The organism is Burkholderia sp. AU6039 (genome assembly GCF_002223365.1).
Taxonomy (GTDB): Bacteria; Pseudomonadota; Gammaproteobacteria; order Burkholderiales; family Burkholderiaceae; genus Burkholderia.
Genome location: NZ_NKFK01000005.1, coordinates 1,839,086 through 1,862,560 on the forward strand (window position 1 = coordinate 1,839,086; position 23,475 = coordinate 1,862,560).

Genomic DNA, 23,475 nt, shown 5'->3' on the forward strand with positions numbered 1-23,475 from the left:
GCCGGCACGCTTACGCGCGCGGCATGCCGAGCATCCGTTCGGCGACGATGTTGCGCTGGATCTCGTTGGTGCCCGCGTAGATCGTGCCGGCCTGCGCGAACAGGAAGCCGTCGAGCCAGTGGCCGAGCGTCGCGTGCTGCGCGGCCGTCTGCGGGACGACCTCGCCGTGCGCGCCGAGGATGTCGAGCGCGGTCTGGTGCATGCGCAGATCGAGTTCCGACCAGAACACCTTGTTGGTGCTCGACTCCGCGCCGATATGGCCGCCCTTCAGCAGCCGGCTCGCGGTCGCGTAGGTCGACAGCGCATAGGCCTGCGCATCCATCCACGCCTGCACCACGCGCTCGCGCAGCGTCGGATCGCGGTCGGCGCTGTCACGGTGCGCGAGATACAGGTCGCGCAGCGCCTGCGCGGTGCGCTGGAACCGTGCCGGTGAACGCAGCATCAACCCGCGCTCGAACCCGGCCGTCGCCATCGCGACCTGCCAGCCCGCACCTTCGGCCGCGAGACGGTTCTCGACCGGCACACGCACGTCGTCGAAGAAGATTTCCGCGAAGCCGGTCTGCCCGTTCAGCTGGCGGATCGGCCGCACCGTGATGCCCGGCGCGGATAGCGGCACCATCAGGAACGTGAGCCCGTGGTGACGCGACGATTCGGGATCGCTGCGGAACAGGCCGAACAACCAGTCGGCCCACACCGCGCGCGTCGACCAGATCTTCTGGCCGTTCAGCACGTATTCGTCGCCGATGCGGGCGGCCGTCGTGCGGATCGCGGCCATGTCCGAGCCCGCGTTCGGCTCCGACCAGCCCTGCGCCCACACGTGCTCGCCGGCCGCCATCGCGGGCAGGAAGCGCGCCTTCTGCTCGGCCGTGCCGAAATCCATCAGCGTCGGGCCGAGCAGGAAGATGCCGTTCTGGTTCACGCGCATCGGCGCGTCGGCACGCCAGTACTCTTCCTCGAAGATCAGCCACTCGATCAGGTCGCAGCCGCGCCCGCCGAGTTCGCGTGGCCACGTGACCATGCTCCAGCGGCCGGAGTGCAGCGTGCGCTCCCATTCGCGGTGCGCGGCGAAGCCTTCCTCGGTGTCGAAGCTCGGCAAGCGCTCGCGCGGCACGTGCGCCGCGAGCCATGCGCGGATCTCCGCGCGAAACGCCTGTTGCTGCGGCGTATAGGTCAGGTTCATGCGCGTGCCTCCTCGGCGGTTGCCTGCACATCGAAACGCGCATCGCGCTTCTCGACGAACGCGGCACGCGCTTCCGTCGAGTCGTTCGTCATGTACGCCTGTAGCGTGAAGCCCTGCTCCCAGCGGTACTTGTCCTCGAGATCGCCGTCCTCGACGCCGTTCAGCGCCTCCTTCGCGAGCCGCACCATCGCCGGGCTCTTCGCCGCGATCTTGCGGGCGATCGCGAGCGCCGCGTCGCGCAGCGCGTCGCGCGTCACGACCTGCTCGACCGCGCCGAGCCGGTAAGCTTCCGCCGCGTCGATCATGTCGCCGGTGAAGTACATCGCGCGCACCTTCTGCACGCCGAACAGCCGCTGCAGGTGCGCGCCGCCGCCCATCGCGCCGCGGTCGATCTCGGGCACGCCGAAGCGCGCGCAGTCGGCCGCGACGACGATGTCCGCCGCCCCGCAAATGCCGATCCCGCCGCCGAGCACGAAGCCGTGCACGGCCGCGATCACCGGCTTCGGGTTGCGGTGCACCGCGCGGAACGTCTCGTAGTTGCCCGCGTTGACCGCCACGATCCGCTCCGGATGCGCGGCCAGTTCCTTGATGTCGACGCCCGCGCAGAAGCCGCGCCCTTCGCCGCGTACGACGATCACGCGCACGTCGTCGTCCTCGCCCAGCGCATCGAGCGCGCGCGAGAGCGCATGCCAGCCCTGTGCGTCGAGCGCGTTCACGGGCGGATGGGCGATCACCAGTTCGGCGATGCCGTCGGCACGATCGATCCGGAACGGCATTGCGCCGGCCGGTTGGTTGGATGCAGTCATCTCCAAAGCCTCCCTGTTATGTTTTCACGCAGCCTGTGCGGCCGGCGCGCCGCGCAGCGCGGCCAGTGCGTCGAGCCGCTCGCCGGCTTCCGCGACGATCCGTGCGATCAATGCGTCGCACGATTCGATCGCGCCGATCATCGCGGCCGCCTGGCCGCTCGGCAGCACGCCTTCATCCGGGCGGCCCTCGACGATCGCGCGCTGGATCAGGAACGGCGCGTTCGCGGCCATCAGCGTCTGGCTGGCGGTGTAGTCATGCGAGCGCAGTGCCTTGAGCGCGAGGCCGAGCATGTCGCCCGTGCTCAGGCCGTTCTGGCGCCGCCAGGCTTCCGCCGTCTTCAACGCGAACCACGTGCGGCGCAGCGGGCCGAAGCGTTCGAGCTTCAGCAGATACGGGTTGTCGATCATCCGTTGCGGCAGCCCGTCGAGCGCGTCCGATACGCGGATGCGCGCCGGGTCGCCGACCGCGACGTAGCGCTCGAGCGTCTCGCGCGGCACCGGCGATTCGGCGCTCATCAGGAAGCGCGTGCCCATCGCGATGCCGGCCGCGCCATACGCGAGCGCGGCCGCCAGCCCGCGCCCGTCGAAGAACCCGCCGGCCGCGACCACCGGCACGCGTACCGCGTCGAGCACCTTCGGCAGCAGCAGCGTGGTCGGCACCGAGCCGGTGTGGCCGCCGCCTTCCGCGCCCTGCACCGTCACGATGTCCGCGCCGAGTTCGACCGCTTTCGCCGCATGCTTCGGTGCCCCGACGGTCGGCATGCAGACGATGCCGGCATCCTTGAAGCGGCGGATCGTCTTCGCATCGGGCCCGCGGCCGTAGCTCACCGCGCGCAGCCGGTGCTTGATCGCCAGCTCGACGACCTGCTGCGCGTTCTTCTGGAACATGTGGAAGTTGATGCCGAACGGCTGGTCCGTCAGCGACTTCACTTTCAGGATCTCGGCCTCGACCTGGTCGGGTTCGAGCGTCGCGCCGGCCAGGAAGCCGAAGCCGCCCGCGTTGCCGGTGGCCGCGACGAGCCGGGCATCGGCCACCCAGCCCATCGCGGTCTGCACGATCGGATAGCGACAGCCGAGCAGGTCGCACAAAGGCGTATGCAGCGTCGTGCTCATGCGGCGGCTCCGTTGACGGCAACCGGCGCCGGTGCCGGCTCCTGTGCCTCGCTACGGTTCGCACCATTCGGCTGGCGCTGCGAGCTGGCCATGCTGCGCGCGTCGTAGCCGCCGAGGCGGTCGCCGCTCACCAGTTCGTTGTGCGCATGCGCAAAGTGATGCCACGCGAACGCCGCGTCCATCGCCGCGCGCTTGCCCTGCAGTTCCTCGACGTGGTTCAGCGCCTGCTTGGTCAGCGTGAGCCCGAGGCGCGGCATCGTCGCGATCTTCGCGGCGATCGCATAGGTCGCGTCGCGCAGCCGCTCGCGCGGCACCACGCGGTTGACCATCCCCATCTGGTACGCGCGCTCGGCCGGCATCCGCTCGCCGAGGAACAGGAACTCCTTCGCGATGCGCGGGTTCAGCTCGTACGCATGCGCGAAATACTCGACGCCCGGAATCCCCATCCGCACGACCGGATCGGCGAAGAACGCATCCTCGGACGCGACGATCAGGTCGCACACCCATGCGAGCATCAGCCCGCCGGCGATGCACGCGCCCTGCACCATCGCGATCGTCGGCTTCGGCAGGTCGCGCCAGCGCCGGCACATCCCGAGGTACACCTCCTGCTCGCGGGCATAGAGGAATTCGCCGCCCTCCTTGTCGACGTGGTCGTACCACAGCGACGCGCGATCGAACGACTCGTGGATGTCGCGGCCCGGCGTGCCGATGTCGTGGCCCGCCGAGAAATGCTTGCCGGCGCCCGCGAGCACGATCGCCTTCACCGCGTCGTCGTGCGCCGCGCGCCGGAACGCCGCGTCGAGCGCATACGTCATCTTCGAGTTCTGCGCGTTGTGATACTCGGGGCGGTTCATCGTGATCGTCGCGATGCCATCCTCGACCGCGTAGTCGACGACACCGTCGCCGAAGGTCACCTGGGTCGCTTCCATGTCGGACCTCATCCCCGGCGCGGCGCCGGATTGTTGCGCACGATCGTCGCGCGCAGGTTGTGCGGATCGAGCGCACGGACGATGCGCAGGTCTTCCGCGTTCGGCGGGGCCGTCGTGCCGAGGTCGGGTGCGGCGACCAGCGGGAAGCCCGTCGCGTCCTGCACCTCGTCGAAGCTCACGCCCGGATGCAGCGACCGCACGCGGATCGCATGGTCCGGCCCGCCGAAATCCATCACGCACAGGTCGGTGACGATGCTGCGCAGGTCGACGAAGGTCTTCATGCCGGGCAGCCGGCGCGCCGGGTTGTAGCCGACCGTGCACACCATGTCGACTTCGCTCTCGACGAACGTGCGCTTGCCGTGGCCGCTGACGAAGAACGAATTCGCGTGGTTCGTCGTGTTGCCGGGGAAGCCGCGTGCGCCGAGCAGCTGGGTTTTCGGGCGCGCGTAGTCGTCGCCGAGCCACGAGATGTTGGCCTGGCCGAAACGGTCGATCTGCGTCGGCATCACGAGCGCATGGCGGCGGCCGTGCCACAGGCAGTCGAACACGCGCTCATAGGTCATCCAGCCGCTCGCCTTCACGCGATAGCCGTCGGGGCGGGGCCCCAGCGGCACCGGCTCCTCGACGAGATACGCTTCGCCGTCGGTCAGCATCAGCCCGTTGTTGTACGCGAGCCGCGCGAGGCCGGCCGCGAGCCGCGGGCCCGTGCCGATGCCGGTCGCCAGCACTTCGCCGTCGTCGCGCCAGAGTCGCGCGGACGCGACGATCATCAGTTCCGCGAGGGAATGGTCGAGAGATTCGCTCACAGGCGCTCCTTTACAGAATCGGCAACGGCAGCGTCGTCACGTGCGACAGGCCGCCGACGCCTTCGAGGTACCGGCGTTCGTCCTGGCCGACCACGTCGCGCAGGTACGCCGTCGTTTTCGCGTCGTCTTCCGCACTCGCGCAGTACGCGCGCAGGTGCGGCAGGTCCCAGCCGTAGGCCGGCCCGCACGACGTCGGGTGCGCGCCGCCCGGCGCATGCACGACGCCGCTGACGAGCGAGCGCTCGAACGGGTTGCGTTTGGCGGCGTCGAGGTCTTCGCTCGCGAGCGATGCGTCGAGCGTTTCCGCCGACACGTAGCAGCGCTGTGCGGCCCGCGCCATCCACGCATCGAAGAACGGATCGGGGCCGTCGATGCGCGTGTTGCCCATCCGGTCGGCCGCGTTCACGTGCAGCAGCGCGACGTCGAGGTCGATCGCGGGCATCGCGAGCAGCGTCTCGCCGTCGTCGTACGGCGATTGCACCGTGCGCAGTTGCGGCGCGTGATCGAGCAGCGCGGTGCCGAGCCCGGCACGCGTCGGCAGGAACGGCAGGCGCGCGGCGGCCGCGCGCAGGCCGAGCTGCAGCATCCCTTCGTCGAGTTCGAGCACGTCGACGCGGCCCTGCTCGCGGGCCCGACGGAAATGCGGTTCGAGCGGAATCACGTCGAGCGACACGAAGCCGAACACCACCTTGCGCACCTTGTCCGCCGCGCACAGCAGGCCGACATCGGCGCCGCCGTACGCGACGATCGTCAGGTCCTTCAGGTTCGAGCGCGCGATCTCGCGCACCAGCGCCATCGGCTTGCGCCGCGGCCCCCATCCGCCGATGCCGATCGTCATGCCGTCGGCGAGTTGCGCGACCACGTCGCGCGCGGACATCGTCTTGTCGAGAGGTTTCATCGTCATCGTGCTGGCTTACCGGTATCCGATGCTGAAATCGTGGCCCCACTGGCTCACCTTCGTGGCCTCGAACACCGCGTGCTTCGACCAGTCGACCGTGAGGCCGCCGAAGCCGTATTCGAGATCGAAGCCGCCGGGGGTCTTCATGTAGAAAGAGATCATCTGGTCGTTGCAGTGACGGCCGAGCGTCGCGGACAGCTTCACGTCGTGCGCGGCCACGCGATCGAGCGCGCGGCCCACTTCGTCCATCGAGCCGACTTCCGCCATCACGTGCACGCAGCCCGACGGCACGGCCATCTCGAACAGCGCGAGGCTGTGATGGCGCGCGTTGCGGCAGTGCATGAAGTGGATGCGCTTCTCGGGTTCGGCCGGATCGGGCGTGAACTTCACGCGAAAGATGTCGGACAGCTCGAAGCCGAGCACGCCGCGCACGAACGCGTCCGTCGCGTCGAACTGCGGCGCGGGCAGCACCGCGTGGCCGAGCCCCATGTCGCCGGTGACGAAGTGCGAGACGCCCAGCGGCGACACGAAGCGGCGGAAGTCGCAGCGCGCGCCCCAGTACAGCTCGTGGCGGTTGCCGGACGGGTCGGTGCACCACGCCATCGCCTGCACGCGGCGCAGCGCGGCTTCGTCGCGGGTGGCGCGCACCGGCTCGACGCCTGCCCGCTGCAGTGCCGCCAGCGCGGCGTCGAACGCGGCGCCGTCGGGCAGCTCCCAGCCCGACGCGAAATAGCGGTCGGTCGAGCCGGGAACGATCACGTAGCGGAAATCGCGCTCGTCCATCTTCAGGTACAGCGCGCCGTCGGGCGCGTCGAGCGCCTGCATGCCCAGCACGTCTTCCGCGTAGCGGCGCCACGCATCGACGCGCGTCGCCTCGACGACGACATAGCCAAGCGCACGGACATCGATCATGTCGGCCTCCTCCTGGTTCAGAATCCGTTGTTCGTGAAAGGATTCTGGCCGGTCGGGGGTGGTGTTACATCGTCTGTTGGGACGAGAGGCGGCGGGGAATTGGCACGGCGCCGGCGCGCGCGGAAGCCCGGTGGGACGGGCCATGCATGCGGGAGGAGACGAGGAGCGGGTGCGGATTGCCGCGGCGCGGCAGCCCGGGTCAGTCGAACGGGTTCAGCAGCCGGACGCCGGTGCGGGCGAAATCCGCGACGTTGCGCGTGACCACGGTGAGATCGTTGATCAGCGCGGTGGCCGCGATCAGCTTGTCGAGTTCGTGCGTCGGATCGGGCACGCGCAAATGCCCCCACATCTGGCTGATCTCGATGTCGACCGGCAGGATGTTCGGCGCATAGCCGGACAGGATGGTCGCCATCCAGGCCTCGAGCGCCGACGCCTGAGGATGATCGCCGCGATGACGGATCAGATCGACGCCGCGGCGAAGTTCAGCAACCGTCACGACGGACAGGTAAAGCGGGCTCGCGTCCGCCGCGGCCTGCGTGAAGAATGCCCGCACGCCACGGTTGGTTCGCTTGCCCTTCCTGATTTCGCTGATGATGTTCGTGTCAATCAAATACACGCCTGGCCTCGCCGGAATCCTGAACACGTTGAAAATCCGCGTCGTCGCCAACATCGGGCATGCTCATCAGCACTTGCGCAAATGTCTTTCGCTTCGGCCGGCCGAGCGCATCGGCCAGGATGGCCCGATGTTCGGCCTCGGCACTCCTGCCATTTGCCGCAGCCTGCTCGCGCAGGCTCTGAACGATACTGTCATCCACGTTACGCACCAGTAGATTTGCCATGAATTCCTCCATCCGGATTTGCTATCAATGATAGCGCCAACAGGATGAAGTGCAAGCATTGCTATCATCTTGATGACGGACGGACGACGATGTCGGCGCTGGCCCTCGGCACCGGACGAAATGGATCCGCCCACCGCCCGCCGCTGGCCCGACGCCTCGAACTGCTGTCGCCCAAGGTAAACCGGGACGGAGCGAGGTGAAAGACAGCCGAATGGCCGGTTTCCGACGCGTAGCCGGCTGCCACTCGCCGGCTCTGCGGCCATCGGCGTCGTTTGATACCATCGAAACCATGAGACTGGCGATAGAACGCCGAGCAAAGCGCGCAGAAGACCTTGCATCGACGCGGATCATCCGTGCCTGAAATCCCGATCAAGACACGAGACGCCTTTCAGTGGACTTTGTTACGCCTTCTTTCGACACCCTCCTTTCCCCGACTCCCGACAAACTCTACTTCCCGGCCTGCCTTGCGGCCGTGGCGATCATCGCGTGGTTCATCGCGCGACACACGCCGTTCTACCGGTTCGCCGTCGACCAGTCGCTGTCGATGCGCTATCGCAACCTGGACGGATTCCGCGGCATCCTCGCCACCTCCGTCGTCTTTCATCACTTCGCGTGCAACCAGGGGCTGCTCACGACCGGAAGCTGGGGCACGAGCCCCGGCTTCCTGCGCAATCTCGGGACGATTCCCGTCGCGATGTTCTTCATGGTCACCGGGTTCCTGTTCTGGGAACGCGCGTGCAAGGGCACGCTCGACGTGCGGACCTTCTTCGTCGGGCGCGTGCGGCGCGTCGCCCCGCTCTATCTCGCTTGCGCGATCGTCATCGTCGTCTGCACGCTGGTCTGGTTTCCCCGCCACGTCGTGGACGCGCCGACGCAGTTGCTGGCCGACGTGCTCAAGACCGTGTCGCTCGGCTGGTTCGGCGCGTTCCCGATCAACGGCGCCCAACACACCAGCTATCTGAGCGGCGTCTGGTGGACGCTCGGATATGAATGGCGGTTCTATGCCGTCGTTCCGTTTCTCGCGTGGTTCGTCGCGACGCATGCGTGGCGCAAGCTGTTCGCGCTCGCGGTCGTCACGATCTGCGCGACGCTGTTCGGGCAGCCTGGCAGCCTGGCCCTGCTGTTTGCGCTCGGTGCCGTGGCATTCGAGCTGTCGCGGCACCCCGCCATCCGCGCGCGGCTCGACACGAAATCGGCCGCCACTGTCGCGTTGCTGATCCTTGCCGTCGCCCCGAGCCCGGGTGAACGCTATTCGATCGAGGGCGTGTTGCCGCTGCTGCCCGTGTTCGTCTGCGTCGCGTGCGGGAACACGTTCTACGGCGTGCTCAAGACCCGACCGCTCGCGTTGCTCGGCACGGTCAGCTTCAGCATCTACATGATCCACATGGTGATCGTGTACATGCTGATCCACGCGATCGACCGGTTCGTTTTACAGATCGGTTCCGCGGACGACCTGCAACGCTGGATGCTCTCGCTTGGATGCGCGCTGGTCGCGGTACTTTGTGCGTTGCTGACCTATCGCTACATCGAGCATCCATTCATCGCGAAACGCAGCAGCGCGCGTCCGGCACACCGATCGGTACCGCCCGAGCGCGAGCGTCACACGGCCACGCCGTGACCTGCCCACCGCTCAGAACCGATACGAGATCCCGATCTGCAACACTGGGTACCACCGATAGCGCGACATCACCTGCCGCAGCGAATCCAGCCCGCTCGCGGCCAGGACCTGGCTCTTCGCCGGCCCGGCCGCGGCCGCCAGTTCCGGCGACAGCGTGTACGAACATTTCGGTATCCCGTACGCCACGCCAAGATCCGCGACGAAGCCCAGCCCCTTCGATGCCGGCCGGTGCCCGTAGCCGATCCCGAAGTACGGCATCACGGTCGGATAGCGCGCTTCAGCCACCGCGTTCATCCCCGGCATCGCCGGATAGCGCTTGCCGCCGAACACATAGGAGCCATTGGTCGGCACCGATACGCCACGGAGTTCGTCGTCGTTGAAGCGCAGGCCGAGCGTCGCCCGGAAGCCGCTGCCGCGCCATGGAAAGATGTCCGCGTACAGGCCGCCCTGGCGCAGCTTCAGGTCGTCCTGATAGCGATTGCCGGCTACCGTGAAGTCATGCGAAAGATCGATCGCATTGAAGTCCGCATGCGCGCCCAGCATCGAATTGAAGCTCACGGCCGCGCCGATGCCGACGCCCTGCGTACCACCTTGCAGGTAGATCTCCTGCGCGAGTACATGCATGCTCGCGGCGCACGTCACCGCGACCGCTACCCATTGGTTCACCGTCGTTTTCACGGGCGCCTCCCCCGACATGTGCCGGGCGCGCCTCGCCACCGCATGCGACCTGCGCCGCCACGCGTGACGCGAACCCCGGCACGACACCTTGCAAGCACGCTTGCTGTTCGACGGATCGGGAACGCGTTGTCCCTTGCGCATGGCCGATACGACATGCGCGGCATGTACGCCGCTCCAGGCGGCGCCCACGCCCCGATCCGATTCCCCGTTTGTTTCGATGTCGCTGCATGCCGCCGATGCGTTCATCGTGGTTGCGTGTTTCGTTTGCACCGGCGGCACCGGGTCAATCGCAAAGCGCGTGCCATGCGGCGCAAATCGAAGCGGGACATGCGTCATCGCCGAACGTGGGCAGTCGCGCGGCTTGTAATCGGAGGAAATGTTTCAGGAACGCATCGTTATTCGGCAGACGAAGCCGGCACACGCGATCCGATGTGTCGGCATCGATGCCGCAATGCGTATTGAACGAGGCGGGACGGCCTTCAGCGCATGCGAGTCGTCGTTGCCGTCAAGCGCACGCGACGCAATGCGTGGACGAAACGTTGCAAGGATGTGACCGCGCGCGGCTCGAGCGCGTGGCCGATGTGCGATCGCACGTGGCAATTCAGGGTGAATACGGGTGCCGGCGCGTGTTTTTCATTTGAATGCAGCCACGACGCTCCAACTTGTTGACTTTCCAGATCACCAACCAAACGAAGCAGCTTGGTACAATCCATCGACCAAGACCAAGCCGATTTATAAATCAATCCGGCCACCGGAAAATTGCAGACGAGGCATTCCACGTCGAATATCCGCGGCAACCATCGGCAATTCATAAGACCAATCGATTAGCGGGGGAAATGTGAAACACATCGCAATTCTTTTGTTGGTAGCAGCCACTGTTGCTGGTTGCAATTCGAAACAATCCGACAACAGCACTCAGTCGTCAGCAACGAGCCCCAGCACATCAAGCGATACTTCCACGCCGCAGCAACCGCCTCCAGTGGTGGCCCCTGCGCCGCCCCCCCCTTCACACAACTACGCCATGAGCCAAGATGGCACGTATGGTTACGAGCCTGCGCTTAGTGAAGACGACGTGAGAGCAGGAAAGGCCACGAAGGCGCTTGTCATGATGCGCTACGTTGGACTTAGGGATGGCAGCTATATTCTGCTCCTGGTCGATGAAGACAACCCGAACATTTCGAATCGCATTACCTGTTCGGCCCCGTGCAATTTCGCCAAGTCGCAAACCATGGCTGGTGATTCGATTCTTAAAACTGAAACAGTACGGGTTGTACCTAATTCCCTGATCGGCGCGATGGTCGAAGACGCGATGTCGGGGCAACTGACACCTTATGGTCAACGCACGGCAACGTTGCCCCAACCTCAACAATCATCTACTACGGCAATCTCGACGCAATCGAACTTGCCTGCTGCTCAGCCGGTGGCAAATCAGCCTGCAAGCGATGCCGCAGCTTCACCGCTGCAACAAACAAGCTTCGACTGTGCCAAAGCCAAGTCCATTCCAGAATTTCTGATCTGTCACGATGCCGATCTTGCGGCTTCAGATCGGGATCTTGCCGCGACATATCAACAAGCGAAAGATGCCGTCATCGACAAGACCGCCTTTGTTGAGCGGACACGAAAGCAGTGGAATTTTCGCGAGAAGAATTGTCGAGACAAGGACTGTCTGACATCGTGGTACGCGTATCAGAAGCGCGTTCTGACGAAGATCGCCCAAACCGGCGATGTCAACGTTCAAGACAACTGACGCGACTCGGGCGACGCTGAAGCCTGCTCGTCCGAGCAGGCTTTTTGTACCCGTTACAACCCATACCCCCCAGACACATTCAACTGCTGCCCCGTAATGTAATTAGCCCGGTCCGACGCCAGAAAAACCGCCGCCCGCCCGACATCGTGCGCCTTCCCCCAGCGCTTGAGCGCGAGCATCTTCTGCGTCTCGTCGATCCACGCCTGATCGAACTGCCCCTGTTCGAGCAGCACCGGAAACATCCCGGCCTCGATCACGCCGACCAGGATCGAATTCGCGCGAATGTCGTAACGCCCTTCCTCGCGCGCCAGCCCTTTCACCAGCGCCTCGTTCGCCGCCTTCGGCGCGACCGACAGCCCGTCGCGATCCGGCCAGCGCAGGTGCCCGGCCGAGCCTAGCGTCACGAACGATCCGCCGCCCGACGCACGGAAGTGCGGCAACGCAGCCTTCGCCGCCACGAAGAAGCCGACCGTCTCGACGTCGATCGCGCGGCGCCAGTCGTCGTGCGTCATGTCGCCGATGTGACGCTGGTTCACGAACGGCCCCGCCGCCCAGACGACCGTATGCACGCGGCCATGCGCGCCGATCGCGGCCGCGAGCGCGGCCTCGACCTGGGCGGGATCGGTCACGTCCACGCAGTGCGTGGTGGCCGCGACGCCTTCGCCTCGAATCTCGCGCGCGACGCGCTCGGCCACGTCGGCCTTGCTCCGATAGCCCACCGCGACCGGCACGCCGGCACGCGCAAACTCGAGCGCGACACCCTGCCCGATCCCGCCGCTGCCGCCGAACACCAGCACCGCGCCCTGCGGAAACCCGTTGTCGTTCATGCGTTCATCCCGTTCGTGTGTCGCGGCGGCGCTCAGGCCGCCGCGTCGATCCCCGCCCGCAGGCGGTACTTCAGCACCTTGCCGGCCGCGCTCGTCGGCAGTTGCTCGACGAACGTGAAATGCCGCGGCACCTTGTAGTTCGCCATGTTGCGGCGCGCCCAGTCGTTCAGTTCGTCGGCGTCGGCATGCGCGCCCGGCCGCAGCACGACATACGCATGCCCGACTTCGCCCAGCCGCGTATCGGGCACGCCGACCAGCGCGACCTGCGCGATCGCCGGATGCGCGGCGAGCAGCCGCTCGATCTCGGCCGGATAGCAGTTGAAGCCACCGACGATGAACATGTCCTTGATGCGATCGGTGATCTTCAGGTTGCCGTTCGCATCGACGCAGCCGAGATCGCCCGTATGCAGCCAGCCGTCCGCATCGACGGTCTCGCGCGTCGCGTCCGGCTGGTTGAAGTAGCCGCGCATCACGTTGTAGCCGCGCACCCAGATTTCGCCGGTCTCGTCCGGCCCGAGCGGCGCGCCGCCTGGCCCCGCGATGCGCAGTTCCACATCCGGCATCGGGCGCCCCGACGTATAGGCAACGGTTTGCGCATCGTCGCCCTGGCGGCACAGCGTCGCGAAGCCGCACGATTCGGTCAGCCCGTAGCCGGTCAGCACCGTCTCGAAGCCGAGCTCCGCGCGCATCCGCTCGATCAGGCTCGGCGCGATCGCCGCCGCGCCCGTCACCGCGATCCGCAGCGACGACAGGTCGCGTGTCGCGCGATCGGGTGCGTCGAGCAGCGCGTAGTACAGCGTCGGCGGGCCGGGCAGCACCGACACGCGGTCGTCGGCGACGCGCCGCAGCACCTCGGCCGGCTGGAACACGAGATGCGGCAGCACGGTCGCGCCGCTCGACAGCGCAGCGAGCCAGCCGGCCTTGTAGCCGAACGTGTGGAAGAACGGATTGACGATCAGGTAGCGGTCGTCGGCGCGCACGCCGGCGATCGCCGCCCATGCCTGCGCGGCGCGCAGGTTCTGGCCGTGCGCGGTCATCACGCCCTTCGGGCGGCCCGTCGTGCCGGACGTGAACATCAGGTCCATCACGGTGTCGGGCGTGACCTGCGCCTCGCGTTCGCGTACCGCGGCCAGCGGCACCTCGGCGCCGCGCGCGAGGAACGCGTTCCAGGTCTCGTCGCGCGCGCCTGAAGGCGGCTCGCCGTCGAACACGACGACGCGCTCGAGCGTCGCGGGCCGGTGCGGCGCGAGCATCGCCGGATAGGATTCGCCGAGGAAGGTGCCGCAGCAGAACAGCAGCCGTGCGCCGCCGTCGTGCAGGATGCCGCCCACCTCCATCCCCTTCATCCGCGTATTGACCGGCACGAGGATCGCACCGACGGTGTGGATCGCCAGCGCCGCGACGATCCATTCCGGCAGGTTCGGCGCCCACACCGCGACGCGGTCGCCTGTCTCGATACCGCTCGCGAGCAGCGCGCGGGCCGCGTCGACGCGCGCCGCGTCGAGTTCCGCGTAGGTCAGCCGGCCATGCTCCGACTCGATCGCCGGATGCGCGCCGTGGCGCGCGGCTGCCCGGGCGATCAGCGCGGGCGTGGTCAGGATTTCATTGTCCATCGTCATAGATCAGGGTGGCCGTGCGCGCCGCCGGCGCGCGACGGCTCAGTCGGGAAACACCACGCGCAGCGCGTCGCTCGCGGGCCGTGCGCAACAGGCGAGCGTCCAGCCGGCCGCGATCTCGTCGTCGTCGAGCACGTGGTTGCTGTCGAGCGCGACTTCGCCGCGCTCGATCCGGCACATGCACGCGCCGCATTGCCCCATCCGGCAGGAATTCGGCGCCGGCACGCCCGCGCGCAGCATCGCGTCGAGCAGCGTTTCGCCGGGGGCGCTGTCGAACGCGAACGCGTCGCCGTCGAGCACCGTCTCGATCGCCGCGCCGTCGCCGGATGCCGAGGCCGACGCTGCGACGCTTGACGCCGTCGTATCCGCCGACGTCGGCGCCTGCGCCGGCGCATCGGGCAGCGATGCAAAACGCTCGACATGGACCCGCGAACGCGGCAACCCGAGGCCGAGCATCGCGGCCAGCGCGTTCTCCATGAACAGTGCGGGCCCGCAGATGAACGTCTCCTGCTGGCTGAACGGCCGCGCGAGTTCCTCGAGATGGCGCTGCTGCGGAACGCCCTGCACGCTGTCGAGCCAGTGGATCACGCGCACGCGGCCCGGATGGCGCTGCGCGAGCTGCTGCAGCTCGGCGCGGAAAATCACCGAGCGTTCGTCGCGGTTCGCGTAGATCAGCGTCAGCATCCCGCGTCCGTGCGCGAGCGCGGATTTCAGGATCGACAGCACCGGCGTGATGCCGCTGCCGCCCGCGAACAGCAGCAGGTCGCCGTCGAGCGTGCGCGGCGTGAACACGCCGGCCGGCGGCAGCACGTCGAGCGCATCGCCCGCCTTCACGCGGTCGCACAGCCAGTTCGACGCGCGGCCGTCGCGCACGCGCTTGACGGTGATCTTCGGCGCGGCGTCGATGCCGGGCGCGCTCGACAGCGAATAACAGCGCGCGACGGTCGCGTCCGCGCACGGCACGTTCAGCGTCAGGAACTGGCCGGGCCGGTACGCGAAGGCGTCGCGCAGCGCGGCCGGCACGTCGAACACGAACGAGCACGCGTCGTCGCTTTCGGCAATCACGTCGGCCACGGTCAGCCGATGGAAGCGCGAATCGCTCATGGCCGGCTCCTCACGTCACGCGGCCGCACGGGCCACCGGCGCGCCGGGCGTCGTGTAGGCGCCGTCGAGATAGACGAGCGGATCGACGTCGCCGCTCATCAGCACCTCGCGGATACGCCCGATGAACACCGTGTGCGTGCCGTATTCGAAGCGGCCGTCCTGCTCGCACACGAGGCTCGCCTGCGCGTCGCGCAGATACGGCACGCCGAGCGCCGACGTGTGCCAGTCGCCGGTCGTGAAGCGCGCCTCGCCCTTCAGGCGGCCGCTGCAGTCGATCGCGATGCCTTCGTGCGCCGCCGACAACACGTTCACGCAAAACCCGGCGCCCGCGTCGAGCGGCGGATACAGCGACGCGCTGCGGTTGATGCAGATCAGCAGCGACGGCGGATCGCTCGACAGCGAATCGACCGCCGTCGCGGACATCGAGTAGCGCCGGCCGTCGTGCGCACTGCTGATGACCGTGACGGAGCGCGCGAGGCGGCGCATCGCGAGCAGCATGTCGGTGCGCAGCGGATGGGTGGTGAGATCGCTCATCATTGGACTCCGTCAAGTTCAGTCGTGGAAGGCCGGGCGGGCTGCCCGCCGGCGTCGGCCGCGCGAGCAGCCAGATGGTCGGCGGCGAGATACCCGAAGGTCATCGCCGGACCGAGCGTCGAGCCCGCGCCGGGGTAGCTCGCGCCCATCATCGAGGCGCTGGTGTTGCCGATCGCATAGAGGCCGTCGATCGGCTCGCCGTCGGCGCGCAGCACGCGGGCGTGCACGTCGGTGACGAGCCCGCCCTTCGTGCCGATGTCGCCCGCGTCGATCCGCACCGCGTAGAACGGCGCCTGGTCGACCGGCCCGAGGCACGGGTTCGGCTTGTTCCGCGGATCGCCGTAGTACGTGTCGAACAGGTTGTCGCCCTTGCCGAACGCCTCGTCGATCCCGGTTGCCGCATAACGCGCCATGTCGCGCAGCGTGTCGTGCAGGCCAGCCGCGTCGACGCCGATGCGCGCGGCGAGCGCGTCGATCGTGTCGGCCTTCACGATCACGTCGCGGAACGCGGCCGGAATCCGTGAATCGGGCATCATCGACGCCGGCATGATCGGCCCGCACGGATACTTGCGGCGAAACCGCGCGTCGAACACCATCCACGCCGGCACGTTCGCGCCGGTGCGCGCATGGTCGCGATACATCGCCGGCACGAATTCGGAATACGGCGCGGCTTCGTTGACGAAGCGCTTGCCGAGGCGGTTCACGATCACGCAGCCCGGCAGGTTGCGCTCGACGAACAGCGCGCGCTGCTTCTCCTCGCCGGCGACACCGACCGTCGGCGCGCCCCACACGTGCGTCATCAACGCCAGCGCGCCGCCGAGCCGGTGGCCTTCGGCGATCGCGTCGCCGGTGTTGGCCGGCGGCGTCGCGCTCCACTGCGCCTGCGTCGGCTGCGGCAGGTAGCGCTCGCGCATCGGCTGGTTGCGCTCGAACCCGCCCGCGCCGAGGATCACGCCACGCCGCGCGACGATCGTCACCGGCTGCCCGAAGCGCTGCGCGCGCACGCCCGTCACGCGGCCGTCCACGTCGAGCAGGTCGCGCATCGGCGTATCGAGCCACACGGGTACGTTGCGGTCGAGCAGCGCACGGCGCAGCCCGCCGATCAGCGCGTTGCCGAGCGTCAGGCGCCGGTCGCGCCGCGTGCGGCGGCGCATCCCGATATCGAGCCAGTAGCGGCCGAACTGCGCGATCGCGAGCTTCATGAAGCCGGGCCCGCGCGAGAACAGCGTGTGCGCCTCCTTCGACGTCACGGCCACGCGCCCGCCGATCAGCGTGCCGGGCGACGCCGGCCGCAGCCGGTCGAGTTCGTCGCCGAGCAGCCCGCCGTCGAACGGCATCGGATCGAGCGCGCGGTAGCCCGGCATCGCGCCCGGCACCTTCTGGAAATAGTCCGCGTATTTCGGCAGCGACTGGTAACGCACCGGCGTCTTCGTTTCCAGGTAGCGCAGCATCTCCGGCGCGCGGTCGAGATAGGTGTCGATCTTCTCGGGCGTCGATTCGCCGGCCACGCAGGCTTCGATATAGCCGCGCGCGGCCTCGCGCGAATCGGTCGCGCCGAGCTCGGCGATATGGTGGTTGCACGGCACCCAGATGCCGCCGCCCGACACGGCCGACGTGCCGCCGTACAGCGCCGTCTTCTCGATCACGACGACGGACAGGCCGCGGTCGGCCGCGCGGCACGCGGCGAGCAGCGCGCCCGCGCCCGAACCGACGACCACCACGTCGAACACGTATTGCGGTGCTTGCGGGTCGTTCATCGCGGCCTCGTCAGATGAAGAAGTCGGTGTTCTCGCGGCCGAGCATCACGGCGCCGAGGTTCTGGCCGAAACGGTCCACGTTGTTCGCGTAGTGCGCGCGGGCCGCATGCAGGTCGAGGAAGCGGCGCACCAGCGGATTGCGGTGATAGATGCCATTGCCGCCCGCGTAGCGCAGCAGCGCGTTCGCGGCCTGCGCGCAGCGCTCGGCGACCTGCGCGGACTGGTAGCGAAAATGCACGCGGCGCTCGATCGACACGGCCGGGCCGCCGGTGACCGACGCCATCAGTTCCGCGAAATTGCGCTTGAGCAGCACCTGCATCTCGTCGATCGCGACGGCCGCGTTCGCGCATGCGTTCTGCGCGCCCGGATCATCGGTCGTCTTCGCGCCGCTGTTGGCCGACACGCGCGTGGCCGCATAGCCGGTGAAATCGTCGAGCGCGCCCTGCAGCGCGCCGATGCACGACGTGCACACCGCGCGCACGAAGATCTGCGCGAACGGCAGCTTGAACAGCGGCGCATCGTTGACGGCGAGGCCCGGGCTCGTGCCCATCATCCCGTCGATCGCCTTGTGCGTGCGGTACGCGGGCACGAACACGTCGTCGACGACGATGTCGTGGCTGCCCGTCGCGCGCAGGCCGAGCACGTCCCAGTCCTGCTGGATCCGGTAGTCGGCTTTCGGCAGCAGGAAGGTGCGGTATTCGGGCGGCTGGCCGGCAACGGCCGGCGGCACCAGCGCGCCGAGGAACACCCACTCGCACAGTTCGCTGCCGCTCGAGAACTTCCAGTGGCCCGACAGGCGGAAGCCGCCGTCGACCGGCGTCACACGGCCGACCGGCATGTAGGTCGACGCGATCAGCGTCGCCGGGTCGTCGCCCCACACGTCCTGCTGCGCGCGTTCGTCGAACAGCGCGAGCTGCCAGTTGTGCACGCCGACGACGCCGTACACCCACGCGGTCGACATGCAGCCGCGCGCGAGCGCCATCTGGATGTCGAAGAAGGCCTGCGGATCGAGCTCGTAGCCGCCGTAGCGCTTCGGCTGCAGCACCTTGAAGAAGCCGGCGGCCTGCATGTCGGCGATCGTCTCGGCCGGGATGCGGCCCTGCGCGTCCGCCTGCGCGGCGCGGCCGGCCAGCGTCGGCGCCAGTGCCTCGGCCCGGGCGATCAGCGTGGCGGCCAGTGCGTTCGAATCGTTGTCGCGATGCACGAATGTCTCCTGTGAAGCGGGTGATGCGCCGCGGCGCGGGCCCCGCTCTCGTTCAAAGTTGTCCGGCGCGGCCTGGCCGCGGGCGATGCTCGCCACCACCGATGGTCGGCTTCGCGCGACCGCACCGCATCGTCCGACCGGACGACGGGCGCGGCCCGGTGCATCACGCGCAGGCGCGCGCCTTCTCGCGGTTGAAGAACGGGATCACGTGCTCGCCGATGTTGCGGATCGTCTCCATCTGCGCGTCGTGCGGCACCGTGCCCATCTGGCACAGGAACAGCACTTCGTCGACGCCGGCTTCCTGCAGGCGGCCGACATAGCCGATGCAGTCGTCCACCGTGCCGTACGCATGGTTCGGGTTCATCATCGCGAGCGCCGGGTCGGCGAAGTTCACGACGACTTCCTCCGATGCGAAGCGCGAGCGGATCACCATCTCGCCGGTATCGGCCTGCACGAGGTCGTCGCCCCACTTCGCCGGGTCCGGACGCTCGCCGCCCGTGTACCAGTACGCGAGCGATTCCATGAAGTAGCGCTGGCCGCGGATGCCGATCTTGCGGGCGGCCTGGCCGTCGGCCATCACGACCGTCGGGCACAGCGCCGCGAGGTGCTGGGTCGGGCGGAAGCCGACCTGGTCTTCCGGCTTGCGGTTCGCCCACGCTTCGCGATACACGGCGTTCTTCTTCGCGACTTCGTCGGGGCCGCCGAAGCCGAGCACCAGCGCGCCCATCCCGCGCTGGCCGGCGCGCAGCAGCGCGTCGGTGTTGGTACACGCGAGGTACATCGGCGGATGCGGATCCTGGAACGGCTTCGGGTGGATCGGACGCTTCGGAATCTTGATGTACTTGCCGTCGTGCTCGATCTCGTCCTGCACGAACATCTTCGGCACGAGGTACATCGATTCGTCGATCATCGGCTGCAGTTCGTTGAGGTCGTAGCCGAACGCGCCGGCTTCCTGCTGGCTGCCGCCCTTGCCGACGCCGAAGTGCACGCGGCCGCCGGACAGGATGTCGAGCAGCGCGACGCGCTCCGCGACCTTGATCGGGTGGTTCATCGCCGGCGGCAGGCACACGACGCCGTGGCCGAGGCCGATGCGCGTCGTGCGGCCGGCCAGGTACGCAAGGAAGGTTTCCGGTGCGCTCATGTGCGCATAGTTGGTCAGCGACGTGTGCTCGACGCACCAGATCGTGTCGAAGCCGACCTGCTCGGCGAGCAGCGCCTGTTCGACCGTCTCCTTGAATACCCGGTGGTCGCCCTCGCGCGATGCGTCGGTGGTCTGGGCTTCGTAGATGAGGGAAAACTTCATTGCGTGCGTCTCCATGGTTGTTGGACGAGTCGGGTCGTGCAGCCCGCCCGCACGATACGGACGAAGCGCGACGGTCCACGAATGGGAGTGTCGGCGCGCGCACGGGCGCGGGCATCGTCTGTTCGGAGTACCGGCGCGCCCGCGGGGACAGAGGGGTTTCACCGTCATCCGATCGGACTGCGTGAGCGCGCGACCGGCGCGCTAGCATCGAACGGCGGGCGCGTGGCGCGCGCCGACCAACGACAAGGGAGAGAGCGAATGAAGGTATCGATGCTGCTGTATCCGGTCGACGACATCGACACGGCGCTGCCGCTGTTCGTCGACGGACTGGGCCTGAACGTGAAGTTTCGCGACGGCGACCGTTATTGCGCGCTCGACGGCGGCCCGCTGACGATCGCGCTGGTCGCGGGCGACGAGCAGATCGTCGAGCGCGCGGCGCTCACGCTGCGCGTGGACGAGGACGACGACCTGTATGCGGCGATGGCGCGGGTCGTGAAGGCCGGCGCGTCGGTGCGCGTGCCCGTGCAGGCCGGGCCGCACGAATACCGCGCGGTGCTGGAGGACAAGAACGGCGCGCTGCTCGTGATTTCGCAGAAACGGGCCGCATGATGGCACGCCGCGCGGGCGCCGGATACGGGCGCCTCGTGCGCGGCGCGCCGGCTAGGCGTGCGCGCCCGGCGTGCTCAGGTCGCTCGCTTCGAGCAATTCGAGCAGCGTGCGCGCCGGCTGGCTGAGCCGCTTCGCGGCCAGCGCGATGAATTCGATGTCGGGCAGCGCCGGCAGCGCATCGCCGTTGACCAGCGGCGCGAGCCCGCGCGTCGACAGATAGTGCGACGTCGCGGTCAGGCCGAGCCCCGCGCGCGCGGCCGCGATGCAGCCCGGCTGGCTGCTGCTCGAACACACGACTTCCCAGCCGATCCCCTTCTCCGCGAGCGCGTTCAGGACGATCGCGCGCGTCACGCTCGGCTCGGCGACCAGCACGAGCGGCAGCGGCCGCTCCGGATCGACGACGGTGCCGGGCCGCGCGACCCATTCGAGCCGCGTGCGCAAGAGCGGCGTGCCGCGCCGCTCGCCGAGCCGCCGCTTGCCGATCATCAGGTCGAGCGCGCCCGCGTCCAGCCCTTCGCAGAGCCGGCTCGTCATGCCGGTGGTGATTTCCAGCGCGACGTCCGGATGCGCGGCGCGAAACCCGGCGAGCACGTCCGGCAGCGCGACGAGCGCGAGGTCGTCCGGCGCGCCAAGGCGCACCCGCCCTTTGAGCCTCGGCTTGCGAAACTGCGATTCCGCGCGGTTCAGCGCCTGCAGGATCACGTTCGCATGCACGAGCAGCGCCTCGCCGTCGGCCGTCATCGCGATCGAATGGGTATCGCGCACGAACAGCCGCCGGCCGACGCTCTCCTCGAGACGACGGATGTGTTCGCTGACGCTCGACTGGTTGAGCCCGAGCTGCCGGCCCGCTTCGGTGAAGCTGCGGCAGTTCGTGACGGTCGCGAACGTGTTGAGCCAGACGGGATTGAGCATGGCGCATTGTCATCGGCATTACCGATGACAGTCAACGCCTTCAGGCGGCTTCCCGATGACCATCGGAATCGGTACCATCGAGCGCTTGGAGACCGGCAGGCGCCGCGCAACCGCGTGAAGGCGCCCTCCGCGCCGGCCTTTGCCCCACCGATTTCGCCATGTCCCGGGAACCCACACATTCCGCGCTGCTCTGGATCGTCGCCGCTGCATTCTTCATGCAGTCACTCGACACGACGATCGTCAACACCGCCCTGCCTTCGATCGCGCAAAGCCTGCATGCGTCGCCGCTCGCGATGCAGCCGGTCGTGGTCGTCTATACGCTGACGATGGCGATGCTCACGCCGGCGTCCGGCTGGCTCGCCGACCGGTTCGGCACGCGCCGCGTGTTTTCGCTCGCGATTCTCGTGTTCGTGCTCGCCTCGATCGGCTGCGCGGCGTCGCATACGCTCGGCCAGCTCGTCGCCGCGCGCGCGCTGCAGGGCATCGGCGGCTCGATGCTGCTGCCGATCGGCCGGCTCGCCGTGCTGCGCCGCGTGCCGGGCGAACAGTACGTCGCGGCGATCGCGTTCGTGTCGATCGCCGGCCAGCTCGGCCCGATCGTCGGGCCGACGCTCGGCGGCTGGCTCACGCAGGCGATTTCCTGGCACTGGGTGTTCATCGTCAACGTGCCGGTCGGCGTGGTCGGCTTCGTCGCCGTGCAGCGCTACCTGCCGCACGACCAGGCGCACCAGCCGCCACCGTTCGACTTCGTCGGCTGTGCGCTGCTGTCGGTCGCGATGATCGCGCTGTCGCTCGCGATCGACCCGCCGATGCCCGCGCATCGCGCCGCCTGGGCGGCCGGGCTCGCCGTGGTCGGGCTGGCGAGCGCGCTTGCGTACCTGCCGCACGCGCGGCGCCGCGCGCAGCCGCTGTTCCGGCTCGGGCTGTTCCGTGAGCCGAACTTCGGCTCGGGGCTGCTCGGCAACCTGCTGTGCCGGATCGGCACGAGTTCCGTGCCGTTCATGCTGCCGCTGCTGATGCAGGTGCAGCTCGGCTATACGCCGCTGCAGTCGGGGCTGATGATGCTGCCGGCCGCGATCGCGGGCGTCATCGCGAAACGCTGGATCGCGCCGCTCGTGAAGCGGTTCGGCTACGCGGCGTTTCTGGTCGTGAATACGGGGATCGTCGGGTGCGCGATCGCGGGATTCGCACTGGTGTCGGTGCGGCCCGCGCCGCTGCTGGAAGGCGCGCTGCTGATCGTGTTCGGCACGGCGAACTCGATGCAGTTCGCGGCGATGAACGGCGTGACGTTGAAGGGGCTGTCGCATGCCGACGCCGGCAGCGGCAACAGCCTGTTCACGATGATGCAGATGCTGGCGATGGGGCTCGGCGTGTCGATCGGCGGCGGCCTCGTCAACCTGTTTGCCGCCTATTGGGGCTCGATGGCGCACGGGTTCATGCTGTCGTTCACGTGCATGGGCGTGGTGACGCTGTTGTCGTCCGTCGTGTTCCGGCGGATCGATACGGCCGCGCCGCCGGCCAGCGCGGCCGCACGCCCATCCGCGTGAGCGCGGCCGTCAGTTCACCTGGCGGCGCTCGACGACGCGCTTGAGCACCCAGCGGATCGACGAACCGTCGGCCGGCGGCTGCGCGACGCGGTATTCGTCGATTTCGAGCGTGTACAGGTAGCCGGGCTGGTACGCGAATCCTTCGATTCCGGCGTACCACAGGCTCCACGGCTCGTTCGGGCCGTTGCGCACCTGCAGGCACTCCATCGGCGCGACGCCCGTGCAGCGCGCGGATTGCGGCGCGACGTACACGGTCTTGGTCACCGGCTTGCTGTCGGCCGGGCGCACCGCGTTCGGCTGCGTGGCGACCGCATCGGTCTGGCATCCGGCGAGGAGCGTGCTGCCGGCAATGACGGCCGCGCCGAGCAGCGTTCTGGATGGGCGAATCATCGGGTGTTCCTCTGGAAGCGTTGGAGGGCCGATTAGAGGCCCTCACGGCAAGAAAGTTCACAAATACCTTACAGAATTCACGCCACCTCTTTCATGCCCGGCGGATCGCACGACATCGCGGTCGCGGAGACGTGACTATGCTCGCC

The 23,475-nt window shown here is 68.1% G+C and carries 24 protein-coding genes; 4 read left to right on the forward strand and 20 right to left on the reverse strand.

Features of this window, described 5'->3' with window-relative positions; genetic code table 11:
• Positions 1-10: 10 nt before the first annotated feature.
• The 9 genes from CFB39_RS25965 to CFB39_RS26005 form a co-directional block, all read right to left on the reverse strand.
• Complete coding sequence (locus CFB39_RS25965; protein ID WP_046547952.1) at positions 11-1,180, reverse strand: acyl-CoA dehydrogenase family protein; 1,170 nt, start codon at positions 1,178-1,180, stop codon at positions 11-13.
• Entirely contained in the window at positions 1,177-1,986 is an 810-nt protein-coding gene (locus CFB39_RS25970; RefSeq protein WP_089474984.1) for an enoyl-CoA hydratase family protein, read from the reverse strand. The genes CFB39_RS25965 and CFB39_RS25970 overlap by 4 nt, the downstream gene beginning before the upstream one ends.
• 24 nt (positions 1,987-2,010) lie before the next feature.
• Complete coding sequence (locus CFB39_RS25975; protein WP_089474985.1) at positions 2,011-3,099, reverse strand: nitronate monooxygenase family protein; 1,089 nt, start codon at positions 3,097-3,099, stop codon at positions 2,011-2,013.
• On the reverse strand, positions 3,096-4,028 hold the full coding sequence (locus tag CFB39_RS25980; RefSeq protein ID WP_089427361.1) for an enoyl-CoA hydratase: 933 nt from the start codon (positions 4,026-4,028) through the stop codon (positions 3,096-3,098). The genes CFB39_RS25975 and CFB39_RS25980 overlap by 4 nt, the downstream gene beginning before the upstream one ends.
• An 8-nt stretch (positions 4,029-4,036) precedes the next feature.
• Positions 4,037-4,834 carry a CoA-transferase subunit beta gene (locus CFB39_RS25985; RefSeq protein WP_089474986.1) on the reverse strand — a complete coding sequence of 266 codons (798 nt, stop codon included), beginning with the start codon at positions 4,832-4,834 and terminating at the stop codon, positions 4,037-4,039.
• A gap of 10 nt (positions 4,835-4,844) precedes the next feature.
• Entirely contained in the window at positions 4,845-5,738 is an 894-nt protein-coding gene (locus tag CFB39_RS25990) for a CoA transferase subunit A (protein WP_089474987.1), read from the reverse strand.
• 9 nt (positions 5,739-5,747) lie between these two features.
• Positions 5,748-6,644: a VOC family protein gene (locus CFB39_RS25995; RefSeq protein WP_089427358.1), complete on the reverse strand. Its 897-nt coding sequence runs from the start codon at positions 6,642-6,644 to the stop codon at positions 5,748-5,750.
• Positions 6,645-6,843: 199 nt separating this feature from the next.
• Complete coding sequence (locus CFB39_RS26000; RefSeq protein WP_226203062.1) at positions 6,844-7,260, reverse strand: type II toxin-antitoxin system VapC family toxin; 417 nt, start codon at positions 7,258-7,260, stop codon at positions 6,844-6,846.
• The gene (locus CFB39_RS26005) at positions 7,247-7,483 is read right to left on the reverse strand and encodes a DNA-binding protein (RefSeq protein ID WP_039351245.1); all 237 of its coding nucleotides are present in this window, start codon (positions 7,481-7,483) and stop codon (positions 7,247-7,249) included. Before CFB39_RS26005 ends, CFB39_RS26000 begins: the two co-directional genes overlap by 14 nt.
• 391 nt (positions 7,484-7,874) lie before the next feature.
• Between CFB39_RS26005 and CFB39_RS26010 the strand changes: the two genes are divergently transcribed.
• Positions 7,875-9,101 carry an acyltransferase gene (locus CFB39_RS26010; RefSeq protein WP_089474989.1) on the forward strand — a complete coding sequence of 409 codons (1,227 nt, stop codon included), beginning with the start codon at positions 7,875-7,877 and terminating at the stop codon, positions 9,099-9,101.
• A 12-nt stretch (positions 9,102-9,113) separates the two neighbouring features.
• On the opposite strand, the gene CFB39_RS26015 is transcribed toward CFB39_RS26010, so the two are convergent.
• Both CFB39_RS26015 and CFB39_RS39655 read right to left on the reverse strand, forming a co-directional pair.
• Positions 9,114-9,797, reverse strand: coding sequence for a hypothetical protein (locus CFB39_RS26015; protein ID WP_089475673.1), 684 nt, complete (start codon positions 9,795-9,797; stop codon positions 9,114-9,116).
• A gap of 461 nt (positions 9,798-10,258) precedes the next feature.
• Positions 10,259-10,558, reverse strand: a complete 300-nt coding sequence (locus tag CFB39_RS39655) for a hypothetical protein (protein ID WP_144030318.1) — start codon at positions 10,556-10,558, stop codon at positions 10,259-10,261.
• Between the two features lie 242 nt (positions 10,559-10,800).
• On the opposite strand from CFB39_RS39655, the gene CFB39_RS26020 reads away from it, so the two are divergent.
• Positions 10,801-11,526: a lysozyme inhibitor LprI family protein gene (locus CFB39_RS26020; RefSeq protein ID WP_174972541.1), complete on the forward strand. Its 726-nt coding sequence runs from the start codon at positions 10,801-10,803 to the stop codon at positions 11,524-11,526.
• Positions 11,527-11,579: 53 nt separating this feature from the next.
• Here the strand turns inward: CFB39_RS26020 and CFB39_RS26025 are convergent, their stop codons facing one another.
• From CFB39_RS26025 to CFB39_RS26060, 7 genes are all read right to left on the reverse strand, one after another.
• Complete coding sequence (locus CFB39_RS26025; RefSeq protein ID WP_089474991.1) at positions 11,580-12,353, reverse strand: SDR family NAD(P)-dependent oxidoreductase; 774 nt, start codon at positions 12,351-12,353, stop codon at positions 11,580-11,582.
• Positions 12,354-12,385: 32 nt separating this feature from the next.
• Positions 12,386-13,972, reverse strand: a complete 1,587-nt coding sequence (locus CFB39_RS26030; protein WP_089474992.1) for a FadD3 family acyl-CoA ligase — start codon at positions 13,970-13,972, stop codon at positions 12,386-12,388.
• A 39-nt stretch (positions 13,973-14,011) separates the two neighbouring features.
• Complete coding sequence (locus tag CFB39_RS26035; RefSeq protein ID WP_089474993.1) at positions 14,012-15,073, reverse strand: ferredoxin--NADP reductase; 1,062 nt, start codon at positions 15,071-15,073, stop codon at positions 14,012-14,014.
• 15 nt (positions 15,074-15,088) lie between these two features.
• Positions 15,089-15,607, reverse strand: coding sequence for a flavin reductase family protein (locus CFB39_RS26040; RefSeq protein ID WP_089474994.1), 519 nt, complete (start codon positions 15,605-15,607; stop codon positions 15,089-15,091).
• Complete coding sequence (locus tag CFB39_RS26045; RefSeq protein ID WP_089474995.1) at positions 15,607-17,364, reverse strand: FAD-dependent oxidoreductase; 1,758 nt, start codon at positions 17,362-17,364, stop codon at positions 15,607-15,609. The genes CFB39_RS26040 and CFB39_RS26045 overlap by 1 nt, the downstream gene beginning before the upstream one ends.
• Positions 17,365-17,374: 10 nt before the next feature.
• The gene (locus tag CFB39_RS26050; RefSeq protein ID WP_089474996.1) at positions 17,375-18,568 is read right to left on the reverse strand and encodes an acyl-CoA dehydrogenase family protein; all 1,194 of its coding nucleotides are present in this window, start codon (positions 18,566-18,568) and stop codon (positions 17,375-17,377) included.
• Between the two features lie 163 nt (positions 18,569-18,731).
• Positions 18,732-19,871 (reverse strand): LLM class flavin-dependent oxidoreductase, encoded by a 1,140-nt coding sequence (locus CFB39_RS26060; protein WP_089427349.1) that lies wholly within the window; start codon positions 19,869-19,871, stop codon positions 18,732-18,734.
• 258 nt (positions 19,872-20,129) lie between these two features.
• Between CFB39_RS26060 and CFB39_RS26065 the strand changes: the two genes are divergently transcribed.
• A complete protein-coding gene (locus CFB39_RS26065; protein ID WP_011355015.1) occupies positions 20,130-20,480 on the forward strand; it encodes a VOC family protein in 351 nt (116 codons plus the stop codon).
• A 51-nt stretch (positions 20,481-20,531) separates the two neighbouring features.
• Here the strand turns inward: CFB39_RS26065 and CFB39_RS26070 are convergent, their stop codons facing one another.
• The gene (locus CFB39_RS26070; RefSeq protein WP_089474997.1) at positions 20,532-21,392 is read right to left on the reverse strand and encodes a LysR family transcriptional regulator; all 861 of its coding nucleotides are present in this window, start codon (positions 21,390-21,392) and stop codon (positions 20,532-20,534) included.
• Positions 21,393-21,550: 158 nt separating this feature from the next.
• Here CFB39_RS26070 and CFB39_RS26075 point away from each other — a divergent pair, with 158 nt between their 5' ends.
• Positions 21,551-22,939, forward strand: a complete 1,389-nt coding sequence (locus CFB39_RS26075; protein ID WP_089474998.1) for a DHA2 family efflux MFS transporter permease subunit — start codon at positions 21,551-21,553, stop codon at positions 22,937-22,939.
• 9 nt (positions 22,940-22,948) lie between these two features.
• On the opposite strand, the gene CFB39_RS26080 is transcribed toward CFB39_RS26075, so the two are convergent.
• Positions 22,949-23,329, reverse strand: a complete 381-nt coding sequence (locus CFB39_RS26080) for a DUF4377 domain-containing protein (protein WP_089474999.1) — start codon at positions 23,327-23,329, stop codon at positions 22,949-22,951.
• Positions 23,330-23,475 lie beyond the last annotated feature (146 nt).